This is a genomic window from Paenibacillus xylanexedens, assembly GCF_007680605.1.
In the GTDB taxonomy this organism is placed as follows: Bacteria; Bacillota; Bacilli; order Paenibacillales; family Paenibacillaceae; genus Paenibacillus; species Paenibacillus xylanexedens_B.
The window spans coordinates 3,078,540-3,090,327 of record NZ_VEIO01000001.1 but is presented as its reverse complement, the minus strand read 5'-3'; the positions used below and the strand labels follow the sequence as shown (position 1 = coordinate 3,090,327).

Here is an 11,788-nt window from a genome sequence, read left to right as displayed (position 1 = left end):
GTATGGATATGCTCATATTTGAAGTGGGGGTTGCCATTGCGCTGATTACACTTACGGGATTAATATCTGCACGACTACGATTTTCGGTTATTCCATTTTACATTCTGGTCGGTATGGCCGTTGGACCGCATGCACCACAGTTTGGCATTGTGGATTTACGATTTATCGAAAGCTCGTCTTTTATTGAATTTATGGGCAGGCTGGGCATTTTATTTTTATTGTTTTATCTGGGATTGGAATTCTCGGTCTCACGGTTATTAAAATCGGGGAAAGCCATCCTTACCGGTGGCATATTTTATGTCGGGCTCAATTTTGTCTCAGGCCTGTTGCTCGGCTGGTTCATGAATCTGCCACTTCAGGAAACGATGGTCGTATGCGGGATCATGACCAGTTCATCGACGGCTATTGTAGCCAAAGTACTCGTGGATTTGAAACGTACCGCGAATCCGGAGACAGAAATTATTATGGGCATGATTATGTTTGATGACTTGTTTATTGCCATTCATATTTCCATTCTGACCGGGCTTGTGCTCAGCGGAGCAACTTCATTGGGAAGTGTGTTGCTGGTATCTCTATCGGCGTTGCTGTTTATTGTACTGTTCCTGATTATAGGCAGGAAGAGTATTAAATATATCGACAAAGCGTTGAACATTAAGTCCTCGGAGTTATTCCTGCTTACGATTATGACATTGCTCTTCCTCGTAGCAGGATTTTCAGAAACTTTACATGTAGCTGAGGCGATTGGCGCGTTAATGATTGGTCTTGTGCTTGGTGAATCCAGACATGTCAGCCGAATTGAGCAGCAGATTATGCCGTTCAAAGACTTTTTTGGTGCCCTGTTTTTCTTCAGCTTTGGCCTGACCATTGAGCCATCCTCCCTCGGTGGAGCTGTAGGGATGACACTCATTGCCGTTGTTCTGACCATTCTAAGTAATTTCGGTGCAGGTATGATTGCAGGCAAAATGGCTGGAGTATCCAATAAGGCTTCGTTAAATGTCGGCTTTACACTGGTATCTCGGGGCGAGTTCTCGATCATCATGGCTAACATCGGCAAGGCCGGAGGTCTGATGGCTTCCATTCAGTCCTTCGCTGTATTATACGTGCTGATTCTAGCGGTACTTGGGCCAATTCTGACCAAAGAATCCCCTCGCCTGTACGCGAGGTTTGAACGATTCCGGAATCGGGAGAAACGAAAGGAAACGGGATAAGGGTAAGAAAAGTGCGTCGCACGTTGCGGGAGAATGAATGTTCTCTCAAGTGCGGCGCTTTTTTATGCTTGATAAAGCAGGACTTTAGATGTGATTTTCTGAAAGGGCATTTAAATATTTTAAAATTTATGTAAAATAATGTTATTCCTTGTCTATGACAATGAAGATCTATATTTAAGAATCAAAGCCAAAATGATAGGGAGGAATAACACAATGAGCAAGAAAAGTAGATTTCAGCGTTTCAGGTGGTCTGCCACAGGCATACTGCTCGGCCTTGTCTTGTTTGCTTTACCTGCATCTGCTGCTTGGAATGATACATATCAAGGGTATGCTACGTACACGGGCTCGGGGTATTCAGGCGGTGCTGTATTGCTAGATCCGATTCCAGCAGATATGAAGATTACCGCACTCAATCCCTATCAACTGAATTATAATGGTGTCAAAGCTGCTTTAGCAGGGGCCTATCTTGAAGTACAAGGGCCCAAAGGAAAAACCGTGGTTTATGTAACGGATTTATATCCGGAAGGAGCCAGTGGAGCACTCGATCTCTCACCGAATGCGTTCAACCAGATTGGAGATCCTCAAGCAGGGAAGATCAATATCAGCTGGAAGGTAGTTAAAGCGCCGATTGAAGGGAATGTATCTTATCGGATCAAGGAAGGCAGCAGTCAGTGGTGGGCAGCGATTCAAGTCCGTCATCATAAATATCCGGTACTGAAGTTTGAAGTGAAGCAGAAGAACGGCTCATGGCTTAATCTGGAAAAGCAAGATTATAACCATTTCCTTGGCACGGGATTGGGTAAGGAAGAATTAAGTATTCGGATCACTGATATTCGTGGTAAAGTGGTGTATGACACCATTCCGGCTCTGCCGAATGATGGATCAGGCGGTGCATACATCGTATCGGGTAACGTGCAGTTCCCGGATTAAATGAAATGTGGCATCAAAATAAGTATGATCATAGATGAGTCTAAAAGTCGTACATCGTACGGCTTTTTTGATATAGAAAAAGGAGCGTACATATGCGAGAAAGCTTGCCTTCTTATAGAACAACCCATTTATATTGGAAGCAGTATCAGTCATTTTTTCCCGAGGAAGTCAGGTTGGATGAAAACACCTTCCCTGAGGAGGAGTGGTGGGAAAGCCATGGAATCCATCTTCATATTGACCGTTTACCCGTGCCAGAATCACCTATCAAAATACTGTTTATTCATGGCGCCGGGGGGAATGGCAGGTTACTCGCTCCCTATGCACGAATGTTGCAGCAACATGGATACGAAGTGATATCACCTGATCTGCCGCCGTACGGTCTAAGCTACGCACTGCATGGCACGCGAATGAACTATGAGTTATGGATCACGCTGTTAGATGCCCTGATGGAGAGAGAGTATGAGAAAGACGGCAAACCTTTCGTTGTATTAGGTAGTAGCATTGGAGGGATGTTGGCCTATCATGCCAGTGTGAGGAACAAACATGTGAAGGGATTAATCGCAACAACATTTGTAGATACGAGTGATCGAGATATGCGCGATCAGATTGCTCCGAATCGGTTCGTCAGTCGTGTGGGTAAATGCATGATGGATCTTTTCCCTGGCGTATTAGATGCTGTACGAATCTCGGTTAAACGGGTTTCTCGAATGGATCTGATTACGAACAACAAGGACCTGACCCGTCTCATTATGAATGATCCACAGGCGGCGGCTACGTCTGTGCCGCTGGAATTGTTAAGAACTTTCCTGAATAAAACGCCAGAAGTGAGCCCGGATCAATTCAGTCAGTGCCCGGTTTTGCTGGTTCATCCTGAGATAGACCCAATGACTCCGCTACAGTTCAGTCAATCTTTTTTTGATCGTCTGGCTGTGGAGAAGGAGTGTGTCGTTTTGGAGGGAGCAGGCCATTTTCCGATAGAGCAGCCAGGCTTGAGGCAATTGGAAGAAGCGGTTCTACGATTTTTACAACAGATTCAATAAATGAAGGATATGATATTGCATAAAACATATAGTTCACTATCCTTATACGGATAACACCTCCCTTTAAGGGAGGTGAATGATAATGTTTTTGATATGAATTGCGCTACCGCCAACCTGAATCCGAGTAATTTTATTAAAGCTGTCCAAAGTTAATCTGGCTCGGATCTCGGAGGGGCAGTTCATAGTGTACCCCTGTCTAATTGTGTACGTATGATGATGAGGAGCTGTAAGCTGGTTGTAAATATATAAATAACAGAGCATGGCACCATTGGATGTGCCCGTCGCGCTCTCTTCCGGTATATCATACAGCGGTGCAAAATTACGGCATTCTGCCAGAACGTCCACAACATCTGATTCGAGTGTAAACACGTGATAACCTATGGCATGATGAGCCCTGCTTATTTCCGTGATACGCTGGAAGTCAGGATCGATTTTGGTCAGAACATCAATATTTTTAACGGCTATCATGATATCGGGTAGTCCGGTAGACACAATCTGTACAGGCAGTTCAGAATGCAATTCTTCCGTAGAAATACGTAATGAATGGGCAATCTGCTGTCGATCGACAATCTCCCCAAACTCCGGCAACGTCTGAGACAGATAGACTTCTCCATTGACTTCAATAACGACTCTAAGAATTCCGGCTAGTGTCTCCAGTGTATATGTACCAACATCAACTAGATGCTGTGTCTTCATTAGATAAAATAAAGCAATCGTGGCATGCCCGCAGAGATCGACTTCGTCACTTGGAGTGAAGAAACGCACTTTGAAATCAGCCTGATCCGATGGCATAACAAACGCAGTCTCTGAAAATCCCACTTGTCTGGCAACCTCCTGCATCTGGGATTCAGACAAATGCGCTGCTTGTAAAACAACCCCTGCGGGATTTCCGCCAAGAGCCTTGTCCGAAAATGCATGTAATGTATTCACTTCAACCTCCATATGGTTACCTCGCTTTTTCAATTTTTGGATTAAATAATGGATTAAGGTTTAGCATAATTGATAATCGACATTATATCACGATTGTTGAACTGGATTATGAATCCCGGATTGTTATGAATTTTTGAATGAATAGGTCAAGTGACCAATGGGAAGGGGTAATGAAGGGAGAGCGCATAATGATAATCTAATGGAAAGGCTGGGATCTTTAATGAAAGCAATTGTCATTGAAGCATTTGGCGGACCCGAACAATTAAAGGAAAAGGAAGTAGATAAGCCGGCATGTGGTGTGAATCAGGTATTGATCCGTACACATGCAACGTCTGTTAATCCGGTTGACTTCAAAATAAGACAAGGTCACTTGAAAGAAGCAGCGGATCAGCTGCCGATGATTCTGGGCGGTGACGTGGCAGGTACCGTGGTTGAAACGGGTTCAAACGTGACTCGTTTCAGAGAAGGGGATCGCGTATTCGCCCGCCCACGTCAATTCGGAACCTATGCGGAATATGTGGCTGTAGATGCAGATATCGTAGCCCGCATTCCTGAACAACTCAGCTTTGAGGAAGCAGCAGCGATTCCACTTGCCGCGATGACAGCTTGGCAGGCATTAGTTGATCATGGCCGTTTGGGGAAAGGACAAAAGGTGCTCATTCATGCCGGTGCGGGTGGAGTAGGCACATATGCCATTCAAATTGCCAAATCGTTGGGCGCTAAAGTAGCTTCCACGGCGAGTGGGGCAAACGAAGAACTGCTTCGCTCGTTGGGTGTGGATCATTTCATTAACTATAAAGAACAGAATTTCTCGCAGATACTCTCAGGCTACGATGTCGTACTGGATACGATGGGCGGTGACATCCAGCGAGACAGCTTCAAGGTGTTAAAGGCTGGAGGACGCCTAGTATCTCTTGTGGAAATGCCGGATGAGCAACTGGCGAAGGACGCTGGCGTGACGGGTAACGTGTTCATGATGGAGCCGAAAGGAGATCAACTGGAACAGTTGGCCGAACTTGCGGCTACCGGAAAACTGAAATCGATCATTGATGAAACGTATCCGCTTACTGAGCAGGGTTTACGTGATGCACATGAAAAAAGTGAATCTCATCATACGCGGGGCAAGCTGGTCATTACTGCGGATTAGTCTGGAATGGGTGAGATGTTCGGGTGAGCCGAAGATGGACGTTGGTTTAAATATCAGAGGAATTAACGTTCTTTAACGTTCTTCAGCCTATAGTTCAATCGCCGTTCTCCAAACAGGAGAGCGGCTTTTTGTCTTTTTTGTTTGGTTATATGTATTTTTCAAACCATATTATTTGTACAAAGAATCAATGCAACATGGGGAGCACATATTTTTCAGTGAAGAGGAACCAGCTAATAGTTTGAAATTCAATAGGACATTGGATTTTGTAACAATTGATTATGGAAGAGGACGAAATGATGAAGGGGAAATAGGTTTACTTATGCCGAGATAAAGAAACTAAATTTGAGAAACAGTGTGAATGGCGAAGTTTCATTGCTACTGCATCATGAACGATCCGTACTGTTTGAGCATTTTGATGATTGCGGTCATAAAACATAAAATTAACTTTAATCGTAAATAATGTTAATATTATGTCATTTTTAGGTTCATTTGCTCTGATATAATTTCTGCTAGGTAGACGAAAGGAGATTTTAGGATTGAAAAAAGTACTCGGTGTATTGATGGTGTTGAGTTTCATCTTGCTTTCAGGATGTGGTGGACCAGTTAAGCCTGCAACCGATACGCAAGGTTCGGGCGAGTCTCCCAGTAAACAAGTAACAACGCAGCAAAATAGTGATTACTGTTCTGTAGAGCGTACAAGTTTGGATAGTGAAACTGAAATTTATTTCTATGGAACTTGGAAAGTTGAGAAGCTTTTAGGATTTGCAAATTCATTTAATGATGCCTCTGAATATCCAACAGGTCAAAAATTTATTGGGGATGAAATCCTTGTCAAAAAAGACTTATTTTCATCAAAAGGAATTAAAAACTACAGTCAGTATCAAACTGAACTAAGAAACCCAGTATATGAGATTACAGCGACATGCAATAATAAAGATTCCTTTTATAGATCATATAAAATAGATATTCCAGACTTAAATGAAAATGATGTAGTAAAAGCTATAGATGTAAGTAACCCCTCTACAAAAATGAGTATACCTGTAAGTTTAAGTTTTTTTGTTGTTAATAATGAGAGGCTTATCTTGTTATCAGAGGCAACTATTTTTGAGCTTAAAAAAATTTCGGAGAAATAAAGAATGTCAGCTTTAAAGGCTGACATTCTTGTTTATATCGTAAAACGGTTAAACTATAGTGTATATACAGGATATTTGTGAGTATACCACTGACCTTTACAAAATAAAGTTGCTTCCTCATTTCTTCGTCTTTGTAAATTTCGATCATATGAAAATGCTTTGCTGACTAATTTTGAACATTGATCAATCTCATCGTTTGAAAGCGGGCCATAAAATGATGGATATACTTGGTTATATTCAAGGAGTTTTTTTACATCATTGGTGTTTAACACCCCAGCGCCTCCATTAAAAACAAGCGAAACGAGTGCATCAAATTGGGATTGTGAAAAATACATGCCTTTAGGAAGTGTCAAATTATTTACTGCTGCTACAGCACTTGCGGTATCATTGGTGAAAAATGTATTTGCCTGAGACTGAGAAATTGGAGAAGTGTAATTCAGCCCCAAAGAAGTTGATAGAGCATTTGCTTGTGCTTGGGTTAGAAGAGAATCATTTGGATTACCCGTTGTATTTTTAGTATATGTTTTAGTCTTTGTTATCAAATGTCCCCATCCAACTGTTGGATACCCATATGGATCTCCATAGAATTTCAAGGAAAAACCCTCATGCGATTTGATAAGGTCAGCTCCGCCACTACCTAAAGATTGATTAGCCATAATAATCACTCCTTGAATTAGTTTGGTAGAAGAACAATAGGGAGGAATCATAGCCAGAACACCATTCCCAAGTTTTCTGCAATGCCGTATTGGCCTTCACATCTATATAAAGAGAAATGAGTTTCTTTTTTTACAACCACTCTCCAAATTTTATCTAATATTAAAAATTTGTATGACCTCAATCATTTTGACATAGAGTTCCTGTTTTAGATCCTCTCGATGATCCCTAGGTACTTGTCGTAAGGAGGCTTTAATCTTTGGTGTGAAAGATTCTAGAATATGTAATGTCGCCTCCTGATCATGGTGTTGCTGTGCTTGTACTAAAAGTTCGGCCAACATAAAATCACCTCTTTACATTTTTTTGTATTTCATTCTTTAAGCCATTAATAGCATCGCTTAGATCAGATATTTTTTTCAAATCGAATAAGTAGAAACAAAGTAATTGTAATCGGGAAACCTAAATTAGCAATAATAGCAGCAATGTCACCCTCCATCATAACTCATCCCTTCCGTTATTAAGTTGCTCAATTTATTTAGAGTTTTTAAGCAGTGTTTCGAGACATTTTGCTGGGATACTCCCAATATTCTGGCTATTTCCTTGTCATTTAGTCCTAGTACGTAAGCAAAAGATAAAATCTGTTGTTGTTGTGCTGAGAGGGATTCATAAGCTTGATAAAGCGAGTGATCCGCAATGTGATCTTTTAAATTTGGTGGCACAGATTCTGAGTCAAAAACTGCAAGTAAGGCAGAATCTATCTTCTCATCGGTATCTAAAGTTAGCTGGAATCGGCTGTCTTTCATTCGTCTCTTTTTGTCATAATTAATAGAGTTGTAGTATATAAGATTGGCCATATACGTGATAAAACGACGATTCAAGTCATTATCCGTTTTCAATATAATCCCCCATTCTTTTTAAAGAGATCATTCCTACTCTATAAAGAGAAATGAGAAACAAATTTCCAAAATAAATAAAATTTACGAAATAAAAAAGGGGTTTGATATGTGTTAACAAGTTCTTGGCTCCGTATGCTCAAAAAATGCAAGAACTCCTTCTAACAGTGAAGTGGATGTTGTTTGCGATAATAGTGGGTAAACACATCTTTAAAATGTGAAGTAAATACGAAGTTATAGCAAGTTATTTTAAATCGTTATAATAACGTAAATAAGAAGGTCACTCATGTGAGCGGCCTTTTTGTATTGGAGGGAAGAGTATGGAAGGTCACTTTTACAGCAGAAATGAACCGGCTATTCCGAGTTCTTCAGAGAAACAACCTGAAAAATGGATGCTAACGTGCAATATGTATGTGGCATTTATTGACACCGCCGCTATCTCTTTATCGGGATAAGTGCTAAACTCTATGTTAATTTTTGGAGGTAAAACAATGTCTATTAAAAACTATCAAAAGATTATTCCAGTGTTGGGTTCCTTGGTAATATGTAAAGAATTCGCTTCCTAGGATAGGCAAGGCATGTACCTACTAACAAATTAACTCAGCTTCTTCACCAATGTGCAACGTTGATATATAATAGGGGAAATTTATCCTATTCTGCATATGAGGTGAAACGGATGACGAACGAACTTATTCAAGCCATTCAGTTGTTGAAAGAAAAGAAGTGGGTAGATCTGACCCATACCTTCGGTCCGGCATCGCCACATTTCTCTGCTTTTGATGCTGCGGAGTTTGACACCCTGTTTAACCACGATCAAGGTTTCTTCGCTCAAAGCTTCAAGTTCCCCGGCCAGTACGGCACCCATCTGGATGCACCGATTCATTTTGTGCGTGATACACGTTACTTGGACGAATTGGGACTTAAAGAACTTGTGTTACCGCTCTTCGTAATCGATCAGTCTGCGGCTGTAGAGAGTAATCCTGATTTTACTTTGGAAGTAGAACATATCCTCCAATTCGAGAGAGAGCATGGCAAGATTGAAGCAGGTAGCTTCGTCGCTTTGCGAACCGATTGGAGTAAACGTTGGCCGAACCATGAAGACTTTGATAACAAGGATGCCGATGGGAACAGCCACGCACCGGGTTGGTCGGTTGCCGCGTTAACATTTCTGTTCGAAGAACGTAATATTCAAGCGATTGGTCACGAAACGTTTGATACAGATGCCGCGGTCGATTATCAGAAGAACGGTGCCTTGTTAGCGGAGTATTATGTGCTTGCACAGGATACATATCAGGTCGAATTGTTAACGAATCTGGATCAGGTTCCTGCTAAAGGAGCTGTCATATTCAACATCGTTCCGAAAGCAGAGAAGGCATCAGGATTTCCGGTGCGCTCATTTGCTATCCTGCCTTAAAATTCTATAGACCAAAACGTAAGTGTACGCTACTTTAACATTATAAAATATATGTAGAGAATCAAGGGAGGCATGTGTAGCCTCCTTTTTTTTGCTACGAAATCTATTATCTATTTATGACTCGAAGACGAATCCGAGCTAAATCGTTCAGAGATGTTTTTCTTCGTCTTTCGCCGCCGCATCCATCGCTTCAATAAACCTTCTTCTTTACGTTCCTGTAATGTTTCCTTCATGCCCTGAATCATGAACTCGGATCGGCGTCTGTCGTCGCGGCTGATTTTACGTAATTCCTTAATAAATTTGTCGTCCATCGTATTATGCCTCGCTCATTCAGTGTATAAAAATATTATACCGAACATACGTTCTTTTATCAAGTTTTTCCATAAGGATTGGTATGGTCCTGCTAGTGAAAAGGAGCACAGGTTTATCTCTTTGTTTGTGAGAAAATGAGTATAGCGAGTGCTACTTATATGGATTGAACGATAGAATACGTGAATGAATGTGCAAATAAGATACGAGGGAGTGATTTAGGATGACAAAGCCAGCAAACAAATCATACCTGCTTGCAACAATGCATGGCTTGCTGGGGGTTGGAGCAATTGTCGGAGGATTGATGCTGATGATTGATCCATCGGGGAGCCTGCTGAATATGCCTGTTTCATTGCTGGAAAACTCGCCTTTTTCCCATTTTTTCATTCCTGGAATGATATTGTTGCTGGTTCTTGGAGTTGTTCCTATAGTGGTTTGCATAGCTTTGTTGAAACGGTCTCATTGGTCGTTAGCGGAAAAGCTGAACCTCTACTCCGATCGTCACTGGGCTTGGACTTTTTCCTTGTATACAGGATATGCTCTGCTCGTTTGGATCTTTGCACAAGTGTACTTTATCCAAAGCGTAACTCCCATTCATCTGCTCTATTTTGCTTGGGGGCTGGGTATCCAGATCGTAACATTGCTGCCAGAAACACAAAGGAGATACGCAAAATAAATGTTGCTGTATACATCCGTCTATGTTGGACCAGTTAGGAAATGGCCATAAATTACCTATGGCAACGATAAGCTTGCGGTTCTTTGTTGACAATAATTTATCAAGTCTGCATACTTATATAATACACTTTATAAAGTTTATTCATTAAGTGTCTAAAAATTACTCATATACAAGTAAAACAAAAATAAGGAGTTGAGAGAGATGGCTTATGTAATCATGGCTATTATCATCTGGGCAGGTGTTTACGCAAACATGGTTTTGTGCAAACAGTCGATGGACGTGCAGCCTGTGCGATCCATAGATGACCTGTTTGAATGAGCATTATGTGCAAAGCGATGTATAATGTTATGATATGGAATGTAATAACATCAATACGATTGCTTTGGTCTGTTGAACCGGAGTAGAAACGAGAGGGTTATGAAAAAGGCAAACGCTACAATGATGAAACACATCAATATGAATAATGTGCGTGAAGTCATGCAACAACAGGAAACCGCGACGAAACCGCAGCTTGCCTCATTAACGAATCTTAGTGTAGTTACCATTAACGCTCTAATTCAGGAGTTATGTGATGGCGGAGAGCTGATTCAAGATCAAATCGTTCCCTCGAACGGTGGTCGCCCTGCCCAAGCATACCGATATAATTACAATTATAGATTTGCGCTGGTGTTGTCCATGAAAGAAATGAAAGGTCAGGGGTTAATCTCGGCTACGGTAATCAATCTCGAGAATGAGATTGTGCTGAAGGAAGAGAACATGCTACCTGTATTCGATAAACAGCATGTATTGCAACTTATAGAACGTTTCATTGCGGCACATCCTTCCATCCATATGATCGGAATAGGTATCCCGGGTCAGGCTGTCGACGGGGATATCACGGTAAGTAGCCATGATGAGCTTATTCATTCCCATCTGATTCGGGAAATTGAACGTGAATTCCAGTTACCTGTAATAGTCGAGAATGATGTCAATGCAGCGGTTAGCGGCTACTACACACAACATATGCATACAAAGGGGCAGGATGTAGCGGGCATTTATTTTCCAAATCGTTACCCACCTGGTATGGGCATGGTGCTGAATGGACAAATCATCCGTGGCAAAAACGGGATGTTCGGTGAGATCAAGTATCTTCCATACTCACCTGACTGGAAACAGGAAATGAGCAACGAGGACTATACGGGTCATGTGTGCCGGGTTATACAAACGGTTAATGCTGTTATTGCCCCTCATCAGATTGTAATCTATCAGGAGCGAGTGGAGACAGAGGTGCTCGATGCGGCGTGGAAACAATATGTAAAGGAGCATATGACGCCGACACTGCCTGAGATTGTATACCAGAACTCGTTTCAGGATGACTTTGATGCAGGGTTGAGAGGTGCGGTTCTTCAAGCTTTGAAATCCTCCATACTATCTGAAGTCTTATGATCCGCAGAACAAGTTCTGTGGATTTTTTT

Annotated in this window: 14 protein-coding genes; 8 read left to right on the top strand and 6 right to left on the bottom strand. The window is 41.7% G+C overall.

Annotated features, from left to right (window positions below; all coding sequences use genetic code 11):
• The first annotated feature begins 2 nt into the window (after positions 1-2).
• The 3 genes from FS818_RS13670 (at position 3) to FS818_RS13660 (ending at position 3,178) form a co-directional block, all read left to right on the top strand.
• Positions 3-1,208, top strand: coding sequence for a cation:proton antiporter (locus FS818_RS13670; RefSeq protein ID WP_145332497.1), 1,206 nt, complete (start codon positions 3-5; stop codon positions 1,206-1,208).
• Between the two features lie 213 nt (positions 1,209-1,421).
• Entirely contained in the window at positions 1,422-2,138 is a 717-nt protein-coding gene (locus FS818_RS13665) for an expansin EXLX1 family cellulose-binding protein (RefSeq protein ID WP_145332495.1), read from the top strand.
• A gap of 92 nt (positions 2,139-2,230) precedes the next feature.
• A complete protein-coding gene (locus FS818_RS13660; protein WP_145332493.1) occupies positions 2,231-3,178 on the top strand; it encodes an alpha/beta hydrolase in 948 nt (315 codons plus the stop codon).
• Positions 3,179-3,241: 63 nt separating this feature from the next.
• Here FS818_RS13660 and FS818_RS13655 read toward each other — a convergent pair whose 3' ends face one another.
• On the bottom strand, positions 3,242-4,108 hold the full coding sequence (locus FS818_RS13655) for a PhzF family phenazine biosynthesis protein (RefSeq protein ID WP_397351744.1): 867 nt from the start codon (positions 4,106-4,108) through the stop codon (positions 3,242-3,244).
• Positions 4,109-4,328: 220 nt separating this feature from the next.
• On the opposite strand from FS818_RS13655, the gene FS818_RS13650 reads away from it, so the two are divergent.
• Both FS818_RS13650 and FS818_RS13645 read left to right on the top strand, forming a co-directional pair.
• On the top strand, positions 4,329-5,255 hold the full coding sequence (locus tag FS818_RS13650) for an NADP-dependent oxidoreductase (RefSeq protein WP_186375492.1): 927 nt from the start codon (positions 4,329-4,331) through the stop codon (positions 5,253-5,255).
• Between the two features lie 536 nt (positions 5,256-5,791).
• On the top strand, positions 5,792-6,388 hold the full coding sequence (locus tag FS818_RS13645; RefSeq protein WP_145332489.1) for a hypothetical protein: 597 nt from the start codon (positions 5,792-5,794) through the stop codon (positions 6,386-6,388).
• Between the two features lie 53 nt (positions 6,389-6,441).
• Here FS818_RS13645 and FS818_RS13640 read toward each other — a convergent pair whose 3' ends face one another.
• The 4 genes from FS818_RS13640 to FS818_RS13625 form a co-directional block, all read right to left on the bottom strand.
• Entirely contained in the window at positions 6,442-7,044 is a 603-nt protein-coding gene (locus tag FS818_RS13640) for a lysozyme (RefSeq protein ID WP_145332486.1), read from the bottom strand.
• A 150-nt stretch (positions 7,045-7,194) separates the two neighbouring features.
• Positions 7,195-7,383 (bottom strand): helix-turn-helix domain-containing protein, encoded by a 189-nt coding sequence (locus tag FS818_RS29575; RefSeq protein WP_145332484.1) that lies wholly within the window; start codon positions 7,381-7,383, stop codon positions 7,195-7,197.
• A gap of 62 nt (positions 7,384-7,445) precedes the next feature.
• Complete coding sequence (locus FS818_RS29290; protein ID WP_260989848.1) at positions 7,446-7,538, bottom strand: YvrJ family protein; 93 nt, start codon at positions 7,536-7,538, stop codon at positions 7,446-7,448.
• Positions 7,528-7,938 carry a sigma-70 family RNA polymerase sigma factor gene (locus FS818_RS13625; RefSeq protein ID WP_145332482.1) on the bottom strand — a complete coding sequence of 137 codons (411 nt, stop codon included), beginning with the start codon at positions 7,936-7,938 and terminating at the stop codon, positions 7,528-7,530. The genes FS818_RS29290 and FS818_RS13625 overlap by 11 nt, the downstream gene beginning before the upstream one ends.
• 673 nt (positions 7,939-8,611) lie before the next feature.
• Here FS818_RS13625 and FS818_RS13620 point away from each other — a divergent pair.
• Positions 8,612-9,349, top strand: a complete 738-nt coding sequence (locus FS818_RS13620) for a cyclase family protein (RefSeq protein WP_145332480.1) — start codon at positions 8,612-8,614, stop codon at positions 9,347-9,349.
• 110 nt (positions 9,350-9,459) lie between these two features.
• Here the strand turns inward: FS818_RS13620 and FS818_RS13615 are convergent, their stop codons facing one another.
• A complete protein-coding gene (locus FS818_RS13615; protein WP_145332478.1) occupies positions 9,460-9,660 on the bottom strand; it encodes a hypothetical protein in 201 nt (66 codons plus the stop codon).
• A gap of 221 nt (positions 9,661-9,881) precedes the next feature.
• On the opposite strand from FS818_RS13615, the gene FS818_RS13610 reads away from it, so the two are divergent.
• Positions 9,882-10,334, top strand: coding sequence for a hypothetical protein (locus tag FS818_RS13610; protein ID WP_145332476.1), 453 nt, complete (start codon positions 9,882-9,884; stop codon positions 10,332-10,334).
• 441 nt (positions 10,335-10,775) lie between these two features.
• Positions 10,776-11,759, top strand: coding sequence for an ROK family protein (locus tag FS818_RS13605; RefSeq protein WP_260984638.1), 984 nt, complete (start codon positions 10,776-10,778; stop codon positions 11,757-11,759).
• Positions 11,760-11,788: the final 29 nt, after the last annotated feature.

What these genes read in the sequence shown, in the direction of transcription:
- FS818_RS29575 (WP_145332484.1), bottom strand. Translation starts at nt 7,383, where the DNA reads ATGTTGGCCGAACTTTTAGTACAAGCACAGCAACACCATGATCAGGAG.
- FS818_RS13610 (WP_145332476.1), top strand. Translation starts at nt 9,882, where the DNA reads ATGACAAAGCCAGCAAACAAATCATACCTGCTTGCAACAATGCATGGC.
- FS818_RS13615 (WP_145332478.1), bottom strand. Translation starts at nt 9,660, where the DNA reads ATGGACGACAAATTTATTAAGGAATTACGTAAAATCAGCCGCGACGAC.
- FS818_RS13650 (WP_186375492.1), top strand. Translation starts at nt 4,329, where the DNA reads ATGAAAGCAATTGTCATTGAAGCATTTGGCGGACCCGAACAATTAAAG.
- FS818_RS13605 (WP_260984638.1), top strand. Translation starts at nt 10,776, where the DNA reads ATGAAACACATCAATATGAATAATGTGCGTGAAGTCATGCAACAACAG.
- FS818_RS13665 (WP_145332495.1), top strand. Translation starts at nt 1,422, where the DNA reads ATGAGCAAGAAAAGTAGATTTCAGCGTTTCAGGTGGTCTGCCACAGGC.
- FS818_RS13660 (WP_145332493.1), top strand. Translation starts at nt 2,231, where the DNA reads ATGCGAGAAAGCTTGCCTTCTTATAGAACAACCCATTTATATTGGAAG.
- FS818_RS13620 (WP_145332480.1), top strand. Translation starts at nt 8,612, where the DNA reads ATGACGAACGAACTTATTCAAGCCATTCAGTTGTTGAAAGAAAAGAAG.
- FS818_RS13640 (WP_145332486.1), bottom strand. Translation starts at nt 7,044, where the DNA reads ATGGCTAATCAATCTTTAGGTAGTGGCGGAGCTGACCTTATCAAATCG.
- FS818_RS29290 (WP_260989848.1), bottom strand. Translation starts at nt 7,538, where the DNA reads ATGGAGGGTGACATTGCTGCTATTATTGCTAATTTAGGTTTCCCGATT.
- FS818_RS13670 (WP_145332497.1), top strand. Translation starts at nt 3, where the DNA reads ATGGATATGCTCATATTTGAAGTGGGGGTTGCCATTGCGCTGATTACA.